The organism is Streptomyces sp. NPDC044719, from assembly GCF_056433405.1.
Window position 1 is genome coordinate 120,102 of the sequence record NZ_JBWKHE010000002.1, and the last position, 21,568, is coordinate 141,669.

Below are 21,568 nucleotides of genomic sequence, written 5' to 3' on the forward strand. Positions count from 1 at the left end.
CTCGTTGACCTGCGGGTATGCCCAACTAAAGACTTTAGCTGAGCAGAATCCATTGACTTCCCCGAAGAGAACGATGCAAGGTCTGGCCCGGCGCCATTTCCGCCGCCCTCTCCCACCCTGCCTTCGAAGGAGCCGGTCACCGTGCGCATCTCCCGCAGAGCCTTCGCCGCCGCTGCCGTCGCTGTCCTGCTGCCCCTGAGCGCCTGCGGTTCCGGGGGCGACGGAGGCGGTTCGAGCGACGCCTCGGGCAAGGTCGAGGGCGACATCACGTTCCAGACGTGGAATCTGCGCGCCAACTTCAAGCCGTACTTCGAGGGCCTGATCGCCGAGTTCGAGAAGAAGTACCCCGGAACCAAGGTGAAGTGGGTCGACCAGCCCGCCGAGGGCTACGCCGACAAGATCAGCGCCGACGCGGCGGGCGGCACCCTGCCCGATGTCGTCAACGTCTCCCCGGACCTCGTCGCCCCGCTCGCCAAGGCCGGACTCGCCCTCGACCTGGACAAGGCCGCGCCGCAGTACCAGAAGGAGTACCTGCCGGGCGCCTGGGCGGGCCATCAGATACCGGGCATGACCGGTACGTACGCCTTCCCCTGGTACCTCAACACCGGCCCGCTCTTCTACAACAAGACCCTGTTCAAGGAGGCCGGGCTCGACCCGGAGCAGCCGCCGAAGACGTACGACGAAGTCTTCTCCGCCGGCCTGGAGATGGCGGAGAAGAGCGGCGGCAAGGTCGCCACCCTCGCCAACGTGCCCACCATCGAGGACTTCGGCCGCTACGGCGTGCAACTGATGAACAAGGAGGGCACCGCCTTCTCCTTCAACGACGACAAGGGCGTGCGACTCCTCACCAAGTACAAGGAGCTGTACGACGCGAAGGCCCTCGACCCGCAGGCGCTGACCGCCACCCCGGAGTCGTCCGGCAAGAAGTTCCTCACCGGCGCCGTCGCCATGAACCCCGGCAGCGCCCTGGATCTCGGCAACTTCAAGAAGCAGGCGCCGAGCCTGTACAAGAACATCGGCATCACCGACCAGATCACCAGCACCGGGCACGTCAACATGTACGTGATGGGCGTGATGGTCAACTCGCAGTCGAAGCGGAAGCCCGCTGCCGTCGCCTTCGCGCACTTCGTCACCGACGCGGCCCACCAGATGTCGTTCGCCAAGAAGGTCGCCATCTTCCCGAGCACCGCGGGCTCGCTGGACGACCCGTACTTCACCAAGGAGGACGGAACCGACGAGACGCGCGTGCGGGTGGCCGCCGCCAAGTCCCTGAAGACGGCGGTCAACTACACGCCGGTGCTGTTCAGCGAGCAGATGAAGATCGCGCTGCGCAACCAGATCGCCAAGGCGCTGCAAGGCAAGCAGAGCCCGAAGGAAGCTCTCGACAACGCTGTCAAGGAGTGCGACCGGCTCCTGCAGCAGCAGGGCTGACCCACGATGGCTCTCACCGGCATCTCCCGGGTACGGCGCCAACTGCCCACCAGCCCCTGGCTGTTCGCCGCTCCTGGGCTGCTCGTCACCGGCGCCTTCGTCCTCTACCCGTTCGTCTCCACGCTGGTCAACGCCTTCACCGACCGCCGCACCCTGATCCCCGGGCGGTTCGTGGGGCTCGCCAACTTCCGGGAACTGCTCCAGGACGACATGTTCTGGACCGGCCTGCGCAACAGCACGCTCTACGTCCTCGGGGTCGTCCCCCCACTCGTCGTGCTGCCGCTGCTGCTCGCCCTGCTCGTGCAGAAGAACCTCCCCGGCATCACCTTCTTCCGGTCCGCCTTCTACACCCCGGTCGTCGCCTCGATCGTCGTGGTCGGGCTGATCTGGGTGTGGCTGCTCGACGACCGCGGACTGGTCAACGCCCTCCTGGAGACCCTCGGTGCCGGCCCGGTCGGCTTCCTCAGCGACCAGTGGCTGCTCCTGCTGAGCGCCATGGCCGTCACCGTGTGGAAGGGCCTCGGCTACTACATGATCATTTATCTGGCGGCGCTGGGGAACGTGCCGCGCGAGCTGCACGAGGCCGCCGCCGTGGACGGGGCGGGCGCGGTGCGCCGTTTCCTGACCGTCACCGTCCCCGCCGTCCGTTCCACCATGGTGCTGGTCGGCGCGCTCTCCTCGGTCGCCGCGTTCAAGGTGTTCTCCGAGGTGTACCTGCTGGCGGGGCCGAGCGGCGGACCGGCGGGCGAGGACACCACCCTCGTCATGCTCGTCCAGCGCACCGGCACCGGTCTGACCGGCCGCGTCGGCTACGCCTCCGCGATCTCCGTCGTCGTCTTCGCCGTCACCGTCGCCCTGATGCTGCTGGTGCTGCGCGCCGACCGGAAGGAGGACTCGTGAGCGTCCTCGAGAAGCCCCGAATCCCTGAAGCGGCGAGTGCCGTCCGCGAACCCCGGATCACCGACGAGCACGGCCGCCGCGTCCGGGTGTGGGAACTCGCCCTGCGCTACGTCCTGCTGCTCGCCGTACTGGCCCTGACCATCGGCCCGTTCCTGTGGCAGCTGTCCACCTCCCTCAAGGGCCCCACCGAGGACATCTACAGCTCCCCGCCGACGTTCCTGCCGGGCGATCCGACCCTGCACAACTACGAGCGGGTCGCCGACACCATCCCCGTCTGGGACTACGCCCTCAACTCCCTGAAGGTCGCCACCGCCAACGTCGTCACCAACTGCGTCGGCGCGGCCCTCGCCGGCTACGCCCTGGCCCGGCTCCGCTACCGGGGCCGCCGCGTCGCCACCCTGGCCTTCATCCTGGCGATGCTCGTGCCCGTCGAGGGCATCATCATCGCCCAGTTCACGACCATGCGGGAGCTCGGCCTCAACAACACCCTGATCGGCGTGGTGCTGCCCGGCTGCGTCGGCGCGATGAACGTGCTGCTGATGCGCAACGCCTTCCTCAACCTGCCCTACGAGATCGAGGAAGCGGCCTTCGTCGACGGCGCCAACGTCTGGCAGCGCTTCCTGCGCATCGCCCTGCCGTCGGTGAAGGGCACCCTCGCCGTCGTCGCGATCTTCGCCTTCATGGGCGCCTGGGACGACTTCCTGTGGCCACTCATCGTGCTGAGCGACCCGTCCAAGTTCACGCTGACCATCGGCCTCAACTATCTGCACGGCACCTTCGCCAACGACGAGCGCCTCGTGGCCGCGGGCACGATCATCGCCGTCGCACCGCTGATCGCCCTCTTCGCCTGCCTCCAGCGGTACTTCTTCCGCGGCGTGGGCGAGGGCGCGGTGAAGGGCTGAACCTCCCCCACGGACCGCAAGGACACCGCATGTCTCCAGCCGTGCGCTTCGGCGTCAACTACACCCCCAGCGAGGGGTGGTTCCACCACTGGCTCGACTTCGACCTCGACTCCGTCCGCGCCGACCTGGACTCGATCGCCGCGCTCGGCCTCGACCACGTCAGGGTCTTCCCGCTCTGGCCGTACTTCCAGCCCAACCGCACCCTGATCCGGCCCCGGGCCGTCGAGCAGCTCGTCGCACTGGCCGACGCCGCCGCCGAACGCGGCCTCGACGTCAACGTGGACGGCCTCCAGGGGCACCTGAGCAGCTTCGACTTCCTGCCCGCCTGGACCCGGACCTGGCACCGGCGCAACCTCTTCACCGACCCCGACGTCCTCGACGGCCAGGAGAACCTCCTGCGCACCCTCGCCGCCGCCCTCGCCGGCCGGCCCAACTTCATCGGCATGACCCTCGGCAACGAGGTCAACCAGTTCTCGTCCGGGCCCCATCCGGACCCCGACCGGGCCACGTCCGACGAGATCGACAGCTGGCTCGCGCGCATGCTCGCCGCCTGCGAGGAGGGCGCCCCGGGCCGGCTGCACCTGCACGCCGAGTACGACGCGACCTGGTACCAGGACGACCAGCCCTTCACCCCGGGCCAGGCCGCCCGGCACGGTGCCGTCACGGCCGTGCACTCCTGGGTGTTCAACGGCACGGCCCAGCGCCATGGCCGCACCTCCGTCCCGACCGAACACCATGCCGCGTACCTCGTCGAGCTGAGCAAGGCCTGGGCCGGCGACCCGCACCGGCCGGTCTGGCTCCAGGAGGTCGGCGCGCCCGCGCCCCTGGTCCCGGCCGAGCACGCCGCCGCCTTCACCGAGGCCACCGTGGCGAACGCCCTGGACTGCCCCGGCCTGTGGGGCATCACCTGGTGGTGCTCCCACGACGTGTCCCGCGACCTCGCCGACTTCCCGGAACTGGAGTACGGACTCGGCCTGCTGACCAACGACCGCAAGCCCAAGGACATCGCCCGGGCGCTGGAACGGGCGGCGCGCGGACCGTCGCAGGCACCCCCGGCCCGTACGACGGCGCTGGTCGTCCCCGCCGACCCTGCCGTCCGCTCGCTCTGCGCCCCCGGCGGTCCCGTCTTCGACGCCTTCTTCCGGCTGGTCGCCGACGGAGCCCGCCCCACCACCGTCCTCGATGTGCGCGCCGCCGACCAGGAACACCTGGCCGCGCGAGGCATCACCGAGGTCGTCACTCCCGACCAGGTACTTCCCCACCCACCAGGAGGCACCCGCTCGTGACACCCACCAGACGCACCGTCCTGCTCGCCGGCGCCGCGGCCGCCCTGCTCCCCTCGGTGCCGGCCACGGCGGCCCAGAAAGCCGCCGCGACCCAGCCCTACGCGTCCTACTGGTACCCGGACTCCCTCCCCGCGGGCAGTCCAGGCCCCGGTATCACCTGGCGCAGCCTGAAGTCCTGGCGTGCCGAGACCGACCCGGACCTCGCCTGCAACGCCGCGTCCGTGCCCCTGGCCGCCCGCTTCACCCCGGCCCCCGCCAACCCGACCGCCCGCGCCGGCCAGGCCCGCGTCCAGTCCCTGGTCTCCTTCGGGCCGACGGCGAGCAACCCCTCCCAGGGCTCGGCAACCGCCGACTACTACGCCCTCACCCACTGGGCCTACATCGACGAGCTGGTGTTCTGGGGCGGCTCGTCGGGCGAGGGGCTGATCCTCGCCCCGAACGCGCCGATCGTCGACGCCGCCCACCGGCACGGCGTGCCCGTCCTCGGCAATGTCTTCCTGCCGCCCGTCGCCTACGGCGGTCAACTGCGCTGGACCCGCGACCTGGTGCAGAAGGACGCCGCCGGGCGCCATCCCCTCGCCGCGCGGCTGGTCGCGGTCGCCGAGGCATACGGGTTCGACGGATGGTTCGTCAACGCCGAGACCGCAGGAGGCGACGCCGCGCTCGGCCGGGACATGCTGAGCTTCGTACGGGAGCTGAAGTCGCTCGCGGCGGCCAGGGGACAGCGGGTCACCTGGTACGACGCGATGACGGTGAACGGCTCGGTGAGCTGGCAGGGCGCGCTGAACGCGCAGAACGAGGCGTTCTTCCGGACCTGCGACGACATGTTCGTCGACTTCCGCTGGTCGGCGGGCAGTCTGGCCTCCTCGGGGCAGCGGGCGGAGCAACTCGGCCGCAGCCGCTACGAGTTGTGGGCGGGCGTCGACGTCGAGGCGAACGGCTGGAACTCCTCCGTGCGGTGGGACGCGATCGTGCCCGCCAACCAGACGCACATCGCGTCGGTCGGCCTCTACCGGCCCGAGTGGACGCGCAACCACCTGCCCTCCGACCAGCGGGGTCCAGCCGCCTTCCACGCCGCCGACGACCGGTTCTGGACCGGACGCTCCCTCGACCCGTCCCGGCCGGACGGCACCGACAGCTGGCGGGCGCCCGCCGTGTCCGTCGCCGACCGCTCCACGGTCACCTCGGTGCCCTTCGCCAGCGTGTTCAACACCGGGCACGGGCTGCGCTGGTACGAGAACGGCGAGGTGACGTCGGACGCGCCCTGGAACCACCTCGGGCTCCAGGACCGGTTGCCGTCCCGGCGCTGGGTCGTGCACACCGAAGGCCGCCGCCCGGCCGTTAACTTCGACTTCGAGGACGCCTGGCGGGGCGGAAGCAGTGTGCTGGCCGACGGCGACCTCGACGAACCCGCCGTCCTGGATCTGTACGCCACCCGGCTGCCGCTCAGCGCCGACACGGTCGTCGAACTGACCCACCGGACCGACTCCGGCCGTGTGAACGTCGAACTGGCCGTCGCCACCGCCGATCCGGACACGCCGGGGGCGACACCCCCGTACACGTACTTCCCCGTCGACTCGGCCGGCACCTGGCAGACCTCGACCGTGCGCCTCACCGGCCTGACCGGCACCGCGCACGCGATCGGCGTGCGGCTCACACCGGCGGACGGTGGCGGCCCGGTGCGGTGGCGGATCGGTGGACTCGCCGTCCGCACCGCGCCCCAGGCCACCCCGGCCGCCCCCACGGGGCTGCGCGTGAGCGCCGCGGCCGGTGGTGACCTGCGCCTGGCGTGGAACCCGGCCCCCGGCGCCGTACGCCACTACTCGCTGCACCGCCTCCTTCCCGACGGCACCCGCCGCTTTCTCGGCGGCACCTGCCAGCGGGCGTTCTTCGTCGCTGGCCTGAAGCCCGAGCAGGGCGAGCGGGCCGCACGGTTCGAAGTGCGTGCCGTGGGGGAGCTCTACACCTCGTCGGCACCCTCGACCCTGACCCACCCCTGGTAACCACCCCTCTAGGGAGCACTCCGCATGCATGACGACCGCAGCCTGGTCGAAGCCCGCCTCAAGCGCGTCCTCGACGAGCGCGTCCGCCCCGCCGTGTACCCCGAGTCCGTGCCGCTGGAGGTGGCGGTGTGGCACGCGCCCGGCGAACCGGTGCCGGTCGCCGAGGGACTCGCGGCCGAGCCCGAGCCCATCGAGACGGGCGCCCGGTGGGGTGCTCCCTGGGGCACCAGCTGGTTCCGTGTCACCGGCACCGTCCCCGAGGCGTGGGCCGGGAAGACCGTCGAGGCGATCCTCGACCTCGGCTTCGACGAGAACATGCCCGGCTTCCAGTGCGAGGGCCTGGTCTACCGGCCCGACGGCACCCCGGTGAAGGGCCTCAACCCGCGCAACCAGTGGGTGCGCGTCGGCGCGCCCGTCGAGGGTGGTGAGCAGGTGCGTCTGCACATCGAGGCCGCCTCCAACCCCGTCATCCTCGACTACCACCCCTTCCTGCCGACGCGGTTGGGCGACAAGGAGACCGCCGGAACCGAGCCGCAGTACACCCTCACCCGCATGGATCTCGCGGTGTTCGACGAGACCGTGTGGCAGCTCGTGATCGATCTGGAGGTGCTCGGCGAGCTGATGGCCGAGCTGCCGGTGGAGTCGGCCCGCCGCTGGGAGATCCTCCGGGCCGTGGACAAGGCGCTGGACGCCCTGGACCTCCAGGACGTCAACGGATCGGCGGCCCGGTCCCGTTCGCGGCTCACCGACGTCCTGGCGACCCCCGCCGCTCCCTCCGCCCACCGCATCAGCGCCGTCGGTCACGCCCATATCGACTCGGCGTGGCTGTGGCCGCTGCGCGAGACCGTGCGCAAGGTGGCCCGGACGACCTCCAACATGACCGCGCTGCTCGACGACGAGCCGGAGTTCGTCTTCGCCATGTCGCAAGCGCAGCAGTGGGCCTGGGTGCGCGACCACCGGCCCGAGGTGTGGGCCCGGGTGAAGAAGGCCGTGGCCGACGGTCGGTTCGTGCCGGCCGGCGGCATGTGGGTGGAGTCGGACACCAACATGCCGGGCTCGGAGGCGATGGCCCGGCAGTTCGTGCACGGCAAGCGGTTCTTCCTCGACGAGTTCGGCATCGAGAACGACGAGGCCTGGCTGCCCGACACCTTCGGCTTCGCCGCCGGACTGCCGCAGATCATCAAGGCGGCGGGCTCCAAGTACCTGCTGACACAGAAGATCTCCTGGTCGCAGACGAACAAGTTCCCCCACCACACCTTCCGGTGGGAGGGCATCGACGGTACGCGGATCTTCACGCACTTCCCGCCCGTCGACACCTACAACTGCTCCATGAAGGGCGGCGAGATCGCCCACGCGGCCCGCAACTTCAAGGACAAGGGCGTCGCCCGCCACTCCCTCGCCCCCACCGGCTGGGGTGACGGGGGCGGGGGCACCACCCGCGAGATGGTCGCCAAGGCGGCGCGCCTGCGCGACCTCGAAGGCTCGGCGACGGTGACCTGGGAGACCCCGCAGGCCTTCTTCGAGAAGGCCGCCGCCGAGTACCCCGAGCCGCCGGTGTGGGTCGGCGAGCTCTACCTCGAACTCCACCGCGCCACCCTCACCAGCCAGGCCAAGACCAAGCAGGGCAACCGCCGCAGCGAGCACCTGCTCCGGGAGGCCGAACTGTGGGCGGCCACGGCGGCCGTACGCACCGGCTTCCCCTACCCGTACGAGGACCTGGACCGCGTCTGGAAGACGGTGCTGCTGCACCAGTTCCACGACATCCTGCCCGGTTCGTCCATCGCCTGGGTGCACCGGGAGGCCCGGCGGACGTACGAAAGGGTGGCCGAGGAGCTGACCGGGATCATCGACGCGGCTCAGCGGGCGCTGGCGGGGGAAGGCACGCGGGACCTCGTGTTCAACTCGGCACCCCACAGCCGGGCCGGCATCCCCGCCGGCGGTGCCGGTGCCGCGCGGCTGCCGAGCCCTGCCGGGCTGTCCCCACGGGCCGAGGGCGGGTTCGTCCTGGGCAACGGCCTGCTCAGGGTCGAGATCGACGCCCGGGGACTCGTGACGTCCGTGTACGACATCGAAGCCGACCGCGAGACCGTCGCCCCGGGCCGGGCCGCCAACCTCCTCCAGTTGCACCCCGACTTCCCGAACATGTGGGACGCCTGGGACGTCGACGAGTTCTACCGCAACACGGTCACCGACCTCACCGACGCGGACGAGGTCGTGCCGGACGGGAACGGCGTGCGGATCGTACGGACCTTCGGCGCCTCCCGTGTCACCCAGCTGCTGTCCCTCGCGCCGGGGGAGCGGCGGCTGACGGTGGACACGGAGGTCGACTGGCACGAGACGGAGAAGTTCCTCAAGCTCGCCTTCCCGCTCGACGTGCACGCCGAACGGTACGCGTCCGAGACCCAGTTCGGGCACTACCACCGGCCCACCCACACCAACACCTCCTGGGAGGCCGCCAAGTTCGAGGCGTGCAACCACCGCTTCGTCCACCTGGAGGAGCCCGGCTGGGGCGTGGCGCTCGTCAACGACTCGACGTACGGCCACGACGTGACCCGCACGGTCCGCACCGACGGCGACCAGGGCACGACCACGACCGTGCGCGTCTCCCTGCTGCGCGCCCCGCGTTTCCCCGACCCGGAGACCGATCAGGGCGTCCACCGCTTCCGGCACGCGCTCGTGCCGGGCGCGGGCATCGCCGACGCGGTGCGCGAGGGCTGGCGGATCAACGTGCCGGAACGGCGGCTCACCGGTGCCGCAGAGGTGGCGCCGCTGCTGACGGCCGACCAGGACGCCGTGGTCGTCACGGCGGTGAAGCTCGCCGACGACGGCAGCGGGGACGTCGTCGTGCGGTTCCACGAGGCCTTCGGCGGCCGGACGCGCGCCACGCTCACGGCCGGGTTCGAGGTCGCGGGCGTGGCGGTCACCGACCTGCTGGAACGACCGCTGGCCGAGGCGACGGCACCGGAGGTCCAAGACGGGCGGATCGCGGTGCGGCTGCGCCCGTTCGAGCTGATGACGCTGCGGCTGCGACGCGGATAGCCGGTGACGCAGGTCACAACTGTCGATGTCACATCTCGGTGAGCCGCTGACTCATAGGGGTGTACGCAACGACAGCGACTCAGGAGTTCACCATGAACGCGCGTCTGAACGTCTTCGCCCTTCCCGGCGCCGGAAAGGTCATCAAGCAGTTCACCGCCCTCGGGCGGCTGGTCGTGGAGTCACCACTGCCGGCCGCCACCCGGGAACTGGTCTCGCTCCGCGTGAGCCAGATCAACGGATGCGCGGTCTGCATCGACATGCACACCAAGGAGGCGACCGCGGCGGGCGAGAGCTCCGTACGGCTCCATCTGGTCGCGGCCTGGCGGGAGGCCACGGTGTACACCGAGGCCGAGCGGGCCGCGCTGGAGCTGGCCGAGCAGGGGACCCGTATCGCGGACGGGGCCGGCGGCGTCCCGGACGAGGTCTGGGAGCGGGCCGCCAAGCACTATGACGAGGAGCAGCTCGCCGCCCTCGTGACCCTGATCGGCTTCATGAACACCGCCAACCGGCTGAACGTCATGCTCGAGCAGCCGGCGGGCGACTACCAGGCCGGTCAGTTCAAGTAGGACGGCGCACCGGGCCCTGGGCCGGTCCCGAGTGGGACACGGCCTAGGGCCCGAGCTGCGCCCGCAGCCACTCCTCCACCTCGCCCACGTGCGCGGCCGCCGCCGCGCGGGCCGCCTCCGGGTCGTGGGCGGCCAGGGCGCGGTGGATCGCGGCGTGTTCACGACGGGTGCGTTCGAAGGCGCCTTCCTCCTGGTAGCCGCGCCAGACCCGGGCCCGGAACGTCCGCGAGGACAGGCCCTCCAGGATCGCGGCCATGGTCTCGTTGCCCGCCGCCGCCGCGATCTCCCGGTGGAAGGCCAGGTCGTGGGCGAGGATCTCCTCCGGATCGTCCGTGGCGTTCATCGCCGCCAGATGCTTCTCGACCTCGGCCAGCCGGTCGTCGGTGATCCGGGCGGCGGCCAGCGCGGTCGCCGTCGACTCCAGGATCCGCCGGATCTCCAGCAGCTCCACCAGACGCGGACCGCGCGACAGGTCCGCCACGACGCCGAACGTCTCCAGCAGGTCCCCGGCCTCCAGCTGGGTGACGTAGATGCCCGAGCCGTGCCGGGCCTCCAGTACGCCCAGCACCGTGAGCGCGCGGATCGCCTCCCGCATCGAGCTGCGGGAGATGCCGAGCTGGGCGGCCAGATCACGCTCGGTCGGCAGCCGCTGGCCCGGCTCCAGCCGGCCCTCGCCGATCATCGCCTTGATCCGCTCGATGGCGCGCTGCGTCACGGTGCCCTTCTGCGGGGCCGTCTCGTCGTCCACGCCGTTCCTCCGATCACAGGCTCCGGCGCAGTCTAACCAGCGAGGTGGTCGGACCACTATGAGCCCGGAGCGGGAAAATATGCCGTAGAAGGGTGTTCCGGCGAGGGAGTGGTCTGATAAGTATGCGGTCATCTGCTCGAACACCGGTCGATGGGAGCCCCCTGAGATGCCCGGAAGCACAGTGCGGAAGCGGAACAGGTCCCGGACCGTCGGCGCGGTGGCGCTGGCCGCCGGTGCCTCCCTGGTGCTCGCCGCGTGCGGCAGTACCAAGGACACCGGCGCCTCCGGTGCCGGCGGCGGGGACGGCAGCGGCAAGGTCGGCGTCGTCCTGCCTCTGCTGACCTCGCCGTTCTGGCAGTCGTACAACGACTACGTGCCCAAAATGGCGAAGTCCGAGGGCGTGGACGCGATGAAGACCGTCAACTCCAACAGCGACCCTTCGCAACAGATCACCGACATCAACAACCAGCTCAACCAGGGCGTCGAGGGCCTGGTCGTCGCCCCGCTGGACAGCGCCGCCATCGAGGCGGGCCTCGACCAGGCCGAGCGCAAGGGCGTACCGGTCGTCGCCGTGGACGTGGCGCCCGACAAGGGCAAGGTCGCGATGGTGGTCCGAGCGAACAACGTGGCGTACGGCGAGAAGGCCTGCCAGTACCTCGGCGAGCACATCACCTCCGGCAAGGTCGTGCAGATCATGGGCGACCTCGCCTCGGTCAACGGCCGCGACCGCTCCGAGGCGTTCCGCGCCTGCGTGAAGAAGAACTTCCCGAAGCTCAAGGTCCTGGAGATCCCCGCCAAGTGGGAGTCCGACACGGCGGCTTCCAAACTCGACACGCTCCTCAACGCCAACCCCGACATCAAGGGCATCTACATGCAGGCGGGCGGCGTCTACCTCGCGCCCACCCTCCAGACCCTCAAGTCCAAGAAGATGCTGAAGAAGGCCGGGGAGCCGGGCCACATCGCCATCGTCTCCAACGACGGCATCCCGCAGGAGTTCGACGCGATCCGCAAGGGCGAGATCGACGCGACCGTCTCCCAGCCCGCCGACGCCTACGCCAAGTACGGCATGTACTACATCAAGGCGGCGATGCAGGGGAAGAAGTTCAAGCCCGGCCCGACGGACCACGACTCGACGATCGTGAAGCTGCCCAGCGGCATCCTGGAGGACCAGCTGCCCGCGCCGCTGGTGACGAAGGACAACGTCGACGACCCCAAGCTCTGGGGCAACACGGTCAAATGACGACGCCACTCGTTCAAGCACGGGACGTCGTCAAGCGGTACGGCCCCACCACCGCCCTCGCCGACGGACGGCTCTCTGTCCTGCCGGGCGAGTCCCACGCCCTCGTCGGCCGCAACGGCGCCGGCAAGTCGACGCTGGTCAGGATCCTCACCGGCCTGGAAGCCCCCGACGAGGGCACCGTCCGCTTCGACGGCGACCCCGCGCCCCCGCTCACCGACCGGGACGCCTGGCGCCGCAAGGTCGCCTGCGTCTACCAGCACCCGACGGTCGTCCCCGAACTGACCGTCGCCGAGAACCTGTTCATCAACCGGCAGCCGCTCAGGCGCGGGTTCATCAGCTGGCGCCGTCTGAAGTCCGAGGCGGCCCGGCTCCTCGACACCTGGGACGTGCGCGTCGACCCCGAGGCCCGCACCGCCGACCTCAAGGTCGAGGACCGGCAGATGGTGGAGATCGCCCGGGCGCTGAGCTTCGGCGCCCGCTTCATCATCCTCGACGAACCCACCGCGCAGCTCGACAACCGGGAGATCGAGCGGCTGTTCACCCGCATGCGCGCCCTGCAGGACTCGGGCGTCACCTTCCTGTTCATCTCGCACCACCTCCAGGAGGTCTACGAGGTCTGCCAGACCGTCACGGTCCTGCGCGACGCCCGCTGGATCACCACGGCGCCGGTCGCCGAGCTTCCGCGCCAGGCCCTGGTGGAGGCCATGGCGGGGGAGACGATCGCCGACCAGGCCGAGCGGCAGCGGACCCTCGGGGCCAGTGGCTCCGTCCTGCTCGACGTCAGCGGCCTCACCTCGACCGCGTACGAGGACGTCGACCTCACCGTCCGGCGCGGCGAGGTCGTCGGACTCGCCGGATCGAGCGCCAGCGGCAAGATCGAGCTCGCCGAGTCGTTCACGGGCCTGCACACCCCCACGAGCGGGACGGTCCGGCTGGACGAACAGCCGCTGCCGTTCGGCGACGTCCGCAAGGCCTTGGAAGCCGGCGTCGGCTTCGTGCCCCGCGACCGGCACGAGCAGGGCCTGGTCTTCGGCATGTCCATCGGCGACAACGCCACCCTCAGCGTCCTGGACCGGCTCGGCCGCTTCGGCTTCGTCGGCACCGACCACAGGCGCGATGTCGCCACCGCGCTGATCGAACGCCTCGACATCCACGCGGCGGGTCCCGAGCAGCCCGTCTCGGACCTGTCCGGCGGCAACGCGCAGAAGGTCGTCATGGCCAGGGCCCTCGCCTCCGACCCGCGGCTCCTGGTCCTCGTCAACCCGACCGCGGGCGTCGATGTGAAGTCCAAGGAGTCCCTGCTCGCCCGCGTCGACACCGCCCGCGAGGACGGCACCGCCGTGCTCGTCGTCTCCGACGAACTCGACGACCTCAGGCGCTGTGACCGGGTCCTCGTCCTCTTCCACGGCCGGGTCGTCGCCGAGCACCCGGCGGGCTGGCGCGACCACGAGCTCATCGCCTCCATCGAAGGAGTGGACCATGGCTGACACCAAGGCGGCCCCGCCGCTCGCGCCCGCGCGAGCCACCGACCCGCGCGCCGCCAAGGCCGTCCTGCTCCGCCGGGCCCGCGAACTGGCCCTGGTACCCGCCCTGTTGCTGCTCCTGGTGCTCGGCTCCGTCGTCAACGACTCGTTCCTCACCGAGCGCAACATCGTCTCGATCCTCGGTGCCTCCGCCGCCCTCGCGATGGTGGTGCTCGCCGAGTCGCTCGTGCTGATCACCGGCAAGTTCGACCTGTCCCTGGAATCGGTCGTCGGTATCGCGCCCGCCGTGGGCGCGCTGCTCGTCCTGCCCGCGGCCCAGTCCGGCTGGGGCACCGAACTTCCCGCCGCCCTTGCTCTGTTGGCGATCCTCGTCGCGGGCGCGGCCGTCGGCGCCTTCAACGGCATCCTGGTCGTGAAGTTCAAGCTCAACGCGTTCATCGTGACGCTGGCGATGCTGATCGTGCTGCGCGGACTGCTGGTCGGTGCGACCAAGGGCAAGACGCTGTTCGGGATGCCCGACAGCTTCTACTCGCTGGCCACCACCACCTTCCTCGGTGTGCCGCTGTCCGTGTGGCTCGCCGCGATCGCCTTCGCGGCCGCCGGGCTGGTGCTGAAGTACCACCGGGTCGGACGCGCCCTGTACGCCATCGGCGGCAACGCGGACGCGGCCCGGGCCGCGGGCATCCGGGTGGAACGCGTCATGCTCGGCGTGTTCGTGGTCGCGGGTGTCCTCGCCGCGGTCGGCGGCATCATGCAGACCGGATACGTCGGCGCGATCAGCGCCAACCAGGGCCAGAACATGATCTTCACGGTGTTCGCGGCCGCGGTGATCGGCGGCATCGCCCTCGACGGCGGCAAGGGCACCATGTTCGGCGCCCTGACCGGCGTACTCCTTCTGGGTGTCGTGCAGAACCTGCTCACCCTCGCGCAGGTGCCGTCGTTCTGGATCCAGGCCATCTACGGCGGGATCATCCTGGTCGCCCTCATGATCGCCCGGGTCACCACCGGCCGGGCCCAGGACTGACACCCCCGCCCCCTGCAACCGAAAGGCCCTCCGTGTCCTCGACGCCCGCCCGCATCATCGCGGTCGACACCCACGACATCCGCTTCCCCACCTCGCGCGAGCTCGACGGCTCCGACGCGATGAACCCGGACCCCGACTACTCGGCGGCCTACGTCGTCCTGCGCACGGACGCGGCCGACGGACACGAGGGGCACGGGTTCGCCTTCACCATCGGGCGGGGCAACGAGGTGCAGGTCGCCGCGATCGACGCGCTGCGCGGGCACCTGATCGGCCGCTCGGCAGACGACCTGTGCGCCGACCCGTCCACCCTGAACCGCGACCTGATCGGCGACAGCCAGCTGCGCTGGCTCGGGCCCGAGAAGGGCGTGATGCACATGGCGATCGGCGCGGTCGTCAACGCCGTGTGGGACCTGGCCGCCAAGCGCGCCGGCCTGCCGCTGTGGCGGCTGCTCGCCGAGGCCGAGCCCGCATGGCTGGTGCGCCAGATCGACTTCCGCTACCTCACCGACGCCCTCACCCCCGAGGAGGCCCTGACCCTGCTGCGCCGGGGCCGGCAGGGCGCCGAGGAGCGCACGGCCCGGCTGCTGGAGCACGGCTACCCCGCTTACACCACCTCACCCGGCTGGCTCGGCTACGACGACGAGAAGCTCACCCGGCTCGCGGCCCGGGCCGTCGCCGACGGCTTCCGGCAGATCAAGCTGAAGGTCGGGGCCGACCTCGAGGACGACATCCGCCGCTGCCGCGTCGCCCGTTCCGTCATCGGCCCGGACATCCGCATGGCCGTCGACGCCAACCAGCGCTGGGACGTCGACGAGGCGATCCGCTGGACCAAGGCCCTCGCCGAGTTCGACCCGTACTGGATCGAGGAGCCCACCAGCCCGGACGACATCCTCGGCCACGCGGCGGTCCGCAGGGCCGTCGCCCCCGTGAAGGTCGCCACCGGCGAGCACGTGCACAACCGCATCGTCTTCAAGCAGCTCCTCCAGGCCGGCGCACTCGACGTCGTCCAGATCGACGCGGCCCGCGTCGGCGGCGTCCCCGAGAACCTCGCGATCCTGCTGCTCGCGGCCAAGTTCGGCGTGCCGGTCTGCCCGCACGCGGGCGGCGTGGGCCTGTGCGAACTGGTCCAGCACCTGTCGATGTTCGACTACGTGGCCCTGTCCGGCACCACCGAGGACCGCGTCATCGAATACGTCGATCATCTGCACGACCACTTCCTCGACCCGGTGGTGATCCGCCAGGCTCACTACACGGCACCCACCGCGCCGGGCTTCTCGGCCGCCATGCGGCCCGAGTCACTGGCGCGATTCACCTACCCGGGCGGCGAGTTCTGGGCCGCCGACCTCGACGAGCGGAAGAAGGGCCAGGCCGTATGAGCGACTTCGAGGGCATCACAGCCCTGGTGACGGGCGGCGCCTCCGGCATCGGCCGGGCCACCGCCGACCTCCTGGCGGAGCGCGGCGCCCGGGTCGCCGTCCTCGACCTGGACCCGTCGCCGGTCGACAAGCCGCTGCTCGCCTACCGCGCGGACGTCACCGACGACGCGTCTGTGCGCGCGGCCGTGGCGTCGGCGGTCGCCGACCTCGGCGGCCTTGACGTCCTGGTCAACAACGCGGGCATCGGCGCCCAGGGCAGCGTCGAGGACAACTCCGACGACGAGTGGCACCGCGTCCTGGACGTCAATGTCGTCGGCATGGTCCGCACCGCCCGCGCCTGCCTGCCCCATCTGCGCGCCTCCGCGCACGCCGCGATCGTCAACACCTGCTCCATCGCCGCCACCGCGGGCCTGCCGCAGCGTGCCCTGTACAGCGCCACCAAGGGCGCCGTGTACTCCCTCACCCTCGCCATGGCCGCCGACCATGTCCGCGAGGGCATCCGCGTCAACTGCGTCAACCCGGGCACGGTCGACACGCCCTGGGTCGGCCGCCTCCTCGACGCCGCGCCCGAACCGGCAGCCGAACGCGCCGCCCTGGAGGCCCGCCAGCCCACCGGCCGGCTGGTCTCGGCGGCCGAGGTCGCGGGCGCCATCGCCTATCTGGCCGGCCCCCTCTCCGGCGCCACCACGGGCACCGCCCTCGCCGTCGACGGCGGCATGCAGGGCCTGCGGCTGCGCCCGGTGGCCCGGTGAACCGGCTCGGCCGCAGCCGCGTCGAGGTCAGCGCCCTGTCCTTCGGCGCCGCCGCGATCGCCAACCTGTACTCCGAAGTCGGCGAGGCACAGGCGCACGACGCCGTGGAGGCTGCCTGGCAGCGGGGCATCCGCTACTTCGACACCGCCCCGCACTACGGCCTCGGTCTCTCCGAACGCCGCCTCGGCGCCGCCCTGCGCGACCGCCCCCGGGGCCAGTACACGATCTCCACCAAGGTGGGCCGCCGGCTGGAGCCCTCGGACGGCAGCGGCGACGACCTGGCCCACGGGTTCGCCGTGCCCGCCACCCACCGCCGCGTGTGGGACTTCAGCGCCGACGGCGTACGCCGCACCCTGGAGGCCAGCCTGGAACGGCTCGGCCTCGACCGGGTCGACGTCGTCTACCTCCACGACCCCGACGAGCATGCCGAAGAGGCCTTCCGGGAGGGCTATCCGGCCCTGGAGAAGCTCCGCGGCGAGGGCGTGGTCGGCGCGATCGGCGCCGGCATGAACCAGGCGGAGATGCTCACCCGCTTCGTCCGCGACACCGACGTCGACGTGGTGCTGTGCGCCGGCCGCTACACCCTGCTCGACCAGAGCGCCCTCACCGGCCTGCTGCCCGCCGCCCAGGAACGCGGCACGTCCGTCGTCATCGGCGGCGCCTTCAACTCCGGACTGCTGGCGAACCCGCGGCCGGGCGCGACGTACAACTACACCGTCGCCCCCTCCGAACTGGTCGAGCGTGCCCTGCGGCTGAAGTCCGTCGCCGACCGCCACGGCACCACGCTGCGCGCCGCCGCCCTGGCCTTCTGCGCCGCCCACCCGGCCGTCGCCAGCGTCCTCGTCGGGGCCCGCTCGGCGCACGAGGTCCGCGACTGCGCCCACCAGTTCGCCGCGCGCGTGCCCGCCGCGTTCTGGCACGACCTGCGCGCCAAGGGACTGCTGCCCGTCGACGCCCCCGTCCCCACCGAGGAGCCGTCATGAGAGTCGCCCTGCACACCAAGGTCCGCGCCGACCGCGTGGCCGAGTACGAAGCCGCCCACCGCGAGGTCCCCGAGGAACTCACCGACGCCATCCGCGCCGCCGGCGTCGGCTCCTGGACGATCTGGCGCAGCGGCACCGACCTGTTCCACCTCCTGGAGTGCGAGGACTACGCCCGTCTCCTCGCCGAACTGGAGAAGCTCCCGGTCAACGTCGCCTGGCAGGCCCGCATGGCCGAGCTGCTGGACGTGGTGCACGACTACTCCGGCGAGGGCGCCGACGCCGGCCTGCCGGTCGTCTGGGAGCTGCCGTGATGACCGTCGTCGACGCTCACCACCATGTGTGGGACCTGTCCGTACGGGACCAGGACTGGATCAGCGGCCCCGAACTCTCGTCCCTGCGCCGCGATTTCACCATGAAGGACCTCGAACCCGAGGCGAGAGCGGCCGGGGTGGAGCGCACGGTCCTCGTCCAGACGATCACCGTGCCCGAGGAGACCCCGGAGTTCCTGGCCCTGGCCGAGGAGCACGACCTGATCGCGGGCGTCGTCGGCTGGACCGATCTCACCCGCCCCGACGTCGCGGAGGAACTGGCCCGGCTGCGGGAACTCCCCGGCGGCCGCCACCTCAAGGGCATTCGCCACCAGGTCCAGGGCGAACCCGACCCGGAATGGCTGCTGCGCCCGGACGTCACCCGGGGACTGGCCGCGGTCGCCGACGCCGGGCTGGTCTACGACCTCGTGGTCCTGCCCCATCAGCTCCCGGCCTGCGCGCGGGCCGCCGCGGGCCTGCCGGGCCTCACCTTCGTCCTCGACCACCTGGGCAAACCGCCCATCGCCTCCGGCGACCTCGAACCCTGGGCATCCGGCCTGCGCGCCCTCGCCGCCCTGCCCAACACGGTCGCCAAGCTGTCCGGCCTGGTCACCGAGGCCGACCTCGCCTCCTGGACCGTCGAGGACCTGCGCCCGTATGCCGACGCGGCCCTGGAGGCCTTCGGCCCGGACCGTCTGATGTACGGCTCGGACTGGCCGGTGTGCACGCTCGCCACCTCGTACGGCGGCACACTGGACCTCGTACGCCGCCTGACCTCCGAGCACGATCACGAGCAGATCCTCGCGACCACCGCCACCCGCGTCTACGACCTCTGAGCCGACTCCGCCAGCCGCGTCGGCGGCAGGTACTCCCGTACGTACGTCCGCTCCCAGCACGCGCCCGTCTCCCGCAGCTCGCGCCAGGTCGTGTAGCGGTAGCGGAACAGGCGGGCGCGCACGTACCGCGGGGGCTCGTCCGGCGGGAACGGCGAGCGGCGCAGCAGCTTCAGCGTGGCCCGGTCGTTCTCCAGCAGCCGCTCCACCAGTGTGCCGAACCAGGAGCCGGCGTAGGCGGGGGAGAGCGCCGCGAACCACATCATCCAGTCCAGCCGCAGATGGTACGGCGCGAACTGCCGGGGCCAGCGCCGAGGATCGCCCGGCTTGCCCCTGAACTCGTACTCCCGCCAGTCCGAGTCCGGGCGCGGCACGTCGTCCGCGGTGCCCTCGACCACCACCTCGTAGCGGACCCGGCTCACACTGCCGAACGCCCCGTAGGTGTTGACCAGATGGACCGGGTCGAAGGAGCGGTTCATCACCTGGCGTCGGGAGAGCATGTTGCGGACCGGCTGGTAGCTGAGGCCCACGAGCAGCGCGGCCACCGCCAGCACCACGACCAGGTACCAGAGCGGGGCGCCGGGCACGTCCGGCGGATCGGCCGGGAACCGTACCGCCGACAGGGCCAGCACGATCGTGATCCAGTTCAGCCAGGAGAAGTTGCCCGACAGCACCAGCCACAGCTGGGTGACGATCATCAGCGCGGCAGCGGCCGTCGCGACCGGCTGCGGGGTGAACAGCAGGAACGGCACCACGAGTTGGGTGACATGGTTCGCGGCCACCTCGACCCGGTGCAGGGGTTTGGGCAGATGGTGGAAGAACCAGCTCAGCGGACCCGGCATCGGCTGGGTCTCGTGATGGTGGTCCAGGCACGTCAGCTTCCGCCAGCACTCGTCGCCACGCATCTTGATCAGCCCCGCGCCGAACTCCACCCGGAACAGGATCCACCGCAGCAGGAACAGCACGACGACCGGCGGCGCCACCTCGTCGTTGCCGAGGAACACGGCGAGGAAGCCGACCTCCAGCAGCAGCGACTCCCAGCCGAACGAGTACCAGGTCTGCCCGACGTTCACGATCGACAGGTACAGCACCCACGGCACCAGCCACAGCAGCATGCCGCCCCACAACGGCAGCAGCGAGTCGAGCCCGGCCAGCAGCGCCGCCGACACCGCGCAGCCCGCCCAGGCACAGAGCGCGAAGAAGCGGTCCGAGTAGTACAGCTGGAACAGGCTCGGCGCCCGCTTGAACGGCACCCGCTCGACGAACCCCGGCACCGGCAGCATGCCGCGCTGTCCGATCAGCGCCCGGAACTGCGAAGCCGCCGTCAGGAACGCGACCAGATACACGGCGGCCAGCGCCCGCTGGAAGACCAGCCGGCTCAGCCAGTAGTCGGATGCGGTGAACCAGTCCACGGCCGTGCGCTCCTCCCGATGCCGAGCCGGACCCCAGTGTCACGCTCCGTGCGGCCCCGTTCCGGTTGCGTAACCCAAGTGAGTGAAGCAAACAATAGGGACGAATGGCCGGAAACGAGGCAGGAGGGCTGGGTGCGGACACACACCGGGACCCTCGTCATGGCCTGTCTGCTCTCGACGGCGCTCCTCCTCTCGGGCTGCGGCACCGACGGCGACGGCGACGGTGACGACGCGGACGCCGGCGGAGAGCTCTTCCTCCAGCCGGCCGCGGCCCGGGGACCGGACCCCTTCACGGCCTCCACGGCCACCACGACGGCTACCCCGTCCCCCGCCCCGCGAACGCCGGGACGAGCCGGCCCGGACGGCCCGTCCCGGATCCTTGCCGGCCCCGGCGGACCGCGCTCGCTCTCCGGCGGGACACCCGGCCTGTACGGCGGCATCGAGCGGACCGGCAGTTGCGACATCGCGCGGCAGATCGGCCACCTCACCCGCGACCGGGCCAGGATCCGCGCCTTCGCCCGGGTCGCGGGCGTCTCCCCGGCGGCCGTCCCGGACCACGTGCGCCGGCTGACCCCCCTCGTGCTGCGCGCCGACACCCGCGTCACCAACCACGGCTTCCGGGCCGGACGGGCGAGCGGCTACCAGTCCGTCCTCCAGGCGGGCACCGCCGTCCTGGTCGACGACCGGGGCGTGCCGCGCGTCCGCTGCGCCTGCGGCAACCCGCTGCGTCCGCCGCTGGCGATGCGGGGCACGCCGCGCGGCCACGGCAGCCCCTGGCCCGGCTACCGGCCCGGCGAGGTGATCGTCGTGACCCCGGCCCCGCAGGTGATCACCGACTTCACCATCATCGACCTCGCCGCCCGCACCTGGATCGAACGGCCGACCGGCCACGACGTACGCCACGACCGGCCCCTGCCGCCACCGCTCTGGGCGCGGCGACCTCCGGTGTCCCGCGCGCCCTCGTCCCTCCCCCCGGTCGCGCCCGAAGCCACTCCGCGCGAGCCCCGGGGCACCCCGCCCGAGCCCGGCCTCTCCCCGGGCGTGGACGGTACGGCTCCCCGGGACACGGACTCCCCGGCAGACGCGGTCGCACCGCCCGTGGCACCGCTCGACGAGGCCGCCCCGCTTCCCGACGAACCGGATCCGGTGGACCCCGGCGGCTCCGGCGAGGTCGGCCCCGACACCGTGCCGGACAGCCCCGACCTGCCCGACGGAGCCGGTCTGATCCCCGATGGCGACTGAGGAACGCTCCGCCCGGGAGACCCGTACGCTCGGCACATC

The 21,568-nt window shown here is 71.4% G+C and carries 18 protein-coding genes; 16 read left to right on the forward strand and 2 right to left on the reverse strand.

Annotated features, from left to right (window positions below; all coding sequences use genetic code 11):
* The first annotated feature begins 141 nt into the window (after positions 1–141).
* From AC07DF_RS07205 to AC07DF_RS07235, 7 genes are all read left to right on the forward strand, one after another.
* Positions 142–1,431, forward strand: coding sequence for an ABC transporter substrate-binding protein (locus AC07DF_RS07205; RefSeq protein ID WP_478967785.1), 1,290 nt, complete (start codon positions 142–144; stop codon positions 1,429–1,431).
* Between the two features lie 6 nt (positions 1,432–1,437).
* A complete protein-coding gene (locus AC07DF_RS07210) occupies positions 1,438–2,331 on the forward strand; it encodes a carbohydrate ABC transporter permease (RefSeq protein ID WP_478967787.1) in 894 nt (297 codons plus the stop codon).
* Positions 2,328–3,233, forward strand: a complete 906-nt coding sequence (locus tag AC07DF_RS07215) for a carbohydrate ABC transporter permease (RefSeq protein ID WP_478967789.1) — start codon at positions 2,328–2,330, stop codon at positions 3,231–3,233. Before AC07DF_RS07210 ends, AC07DF_RS07215 begins: the two co-directional genes overlap by 4 nt.
* Before the next feature lie 29 nt (positions 3,234–3,262).
* Positions 3,263–4,519, forward strand: a complete 1,257-nt coding sequence (locus tag AC07DF_RS07220) for a glycoside hydrolase 5 family protein (protein WP_478967791.1) — start codon at positions 3,263–3,265, stop codon at positions 4,517–4,519.
* Positions 4,516–6,522: an endo-beta-N-acetylglucosaminidase gene (locus AC07DF_RS07225; RefSeq protein WP_478967793.1), complete on the forward strand. Its 2,007-nt coding sequence runs from the start codon at positions 4,516–4,518 to the stop codon at positions 6,520–6,522. Before AC07DF_RS07220 ends, AC07DF_RS07225 begins: the two co-directional genes overlap by 4 nt.
* Positions 6,523–6,546: 24 nt before the next feature.
* The gene (locus AC07DF_RS07230) at positions 6,547–9,561 is read left to right on the forward strand and encodes an alpha-mannosidase (protein WP_478967795.1); all 3,015 of its coding nucleotides are present in this window, start codon (positions 6,547–6,549) and stop codon (positions 9,559–9,561) included.
* A gap of 92 nt (positions 9,562–9,653) precedes the next feature.
* Complete coding sequence (locus tag AC07DF_RS07235; RefSeq protein WP_478967797.1) at positions 9,654–10,127, forward strand: carboxymuconolactone decarboxylase family protein; 474 nt, start codon at positions 9,654–9,656, stop codon at positions 10,125–10,127.
* A 43-nt stretch (positions 10,128–10,170) separates the two neighbouring features.
* Here the strand turns inward: AC07DF_RS07235 and AC07DF_RS07240 are convergent, their stop codons facing one another.
* Complete coding sequence (locus AC07DF_RS07240; RefSeq protein ID WP_399017087.1) at positions 10,171–10,875, reverse strand: FadR/GntR family transcriptional regulator; 705 nt, start codon at positions 10,873–10,875, stop codon at positions 10,171–10,173.
* Between the two features lie 166 nt (positions 10,876–11,041).
* On the opposite strand from AC07DF_RS07240, the gene AC07DF_RS07245 reads away from it, so the two are divergent.
* The 8 genes from AC07DF_RS07245 to AC07DF_RS07280 are packed head-to-tail and all read left to right on the forward strand — an operon-like array spanning position 11,042 to position 18,878.
* Positions 11,042–12,115 carry a sugar ABC transporter substrate-binding protein gene (locus AC07DF_RS07245; RefSeq protein WP_478967800.1) on the forward strand — a complete coding sequence of 358 codons (1,074 nt, stop codon included), beginning with the start codon at positions 11,042–11,044 and terminating at the stop codon, positions 12,113–12,115.
* Positions 12,112–13,602, forward strand: coding sequence for a sugar ABC transporter ATP-binding protein (locus AC07DF_RS07250; protein WP_478967802.1), 1,491 nt, complete (start codon positions 12,112–12,114; stop codon positions 13,600–13,602). Before AC07DF_RS07245 ends, AC07DF_RS07250 begins: the two co-directional genes overlap by 4 nt.
* On the forward strand, positions 13,595–14,623 hold the full coding sequence (locus AC07DF_RS07255; protein ID WP_478967804.1) for an ABC transporter permease: 1,029 nt from the start codon (positions 13,595–13,597) through the stop codon (positions 14,621–14,623). The genes AC07DF_RS07250 and AC07DF_RS07255 overlap by 8 nt, the downstream gene beginning before the upstream one ends.
* A 32-nt stretch (positions 14,624–14,655) precedes the next feature.
* The gene (locus tag AC07DF_RS07260) at positions 14,656–15,999 is read left to right on the forward strand and encodes an L-fuconate dehydratase (RefSeq protein WP_478967806.1); all 1,344 of its coding nucleotides are present in this window, start codon (positions 14,656–14,658) and stop codon (positions 15,997–15,999) included.
* Positions 15,996–16,751: an SDR family NAD(P)-dependent oxidoreductase gene (locus tag AC07DF_RS07265; RefSeq protein WP_478967808.1), complete on the forward strand. Its 756-nt coding sequence runs from the start codon at positions 15,996–15,998 to the stop codon at positions 16,749–16,751. The genes AC07DF_RS07260 and AC07DF_RS07265 overlap by 4 nt, the downstream gene beginning before the upstream one ends.
* Positions 16,748–17,734 (forward strand): aldo/keto reductase, encoded by a 987-nt coding sequence (locus AC07DF_RS07270; protein WP_478967810.1) that lies wholly within the window; start codon positions 16,748–16,750, stop codon positions 17,732–17,734. The genes AC07DF_RS07265 and AC07DF_RS07270 overlap by 4 nt, the downstream gene beginning before the upstream one ends.
* Positions 17,731–18,045 carry an L-rhamnose mutarotase gene (locus AC07DF_RS07275; protein ID WP_478967812.1) on the forward strand — a complete coding sequence of 105 codons (315 nt, stop codon included), beginning with the start codon at positions 17,731–17,733 and terminating at the stop codon, positions 18,043–18,045. Before AC07DF_RS07270 ends, AC07DF_RS07275 begins: the two co-directional genes overlap by 4 nt.
* Positions 18,045–18,878, forward strand: a complete 834-nt coding sequence (locus AC07DF_RS07280) for an amidohydrolase family protein (protein ID WP_478967814.1) — start codon at positions 18,045–18,047, stop codon at positions 18,876–18,878. The genes AC07DF_RS07275 and AC07DF_RS07280 overlap by 1 nt, the downstream gene beginning before the upstream one ends.
* Here AC07DF_RS07280 and AC07DF_RS07285 read toward each other — a convergent pair.
* Positions 18,866–20,287, reverse strand: coding sequence for a lipase maturation factor family protein (locus AC07DF_RS07285; RefSeq protein ID WP_478967816.1), 1,422 nt, complete (start codon positions 20,285–20,287; stop codon positions 18,866–18,868). The genes AC07DF_RS07280 and AC07DF_RS07285 overlap by 13 nt on opposite strands.
* A gap of 132 nt (positions 20,288–20,419) precedes the next feature.
* Between AC07DF_RS07285 and AC07DF_RS07290 the strand changes: the two genes are divergently transcribed.
* Positions 20,420–21,529 (forward strand): DUF6777 domain-containing protein, encoded by a 1,110-nt coding sequence (locus AC07DF_RS07290; protein ID WP_478967819.1) that lies wholly within the window; start codon positions 20,420–20,422, stop codon positions 21,527–21,529.
* Positions 21,530–21,568 lie beyond the last annotated feature (39 nt).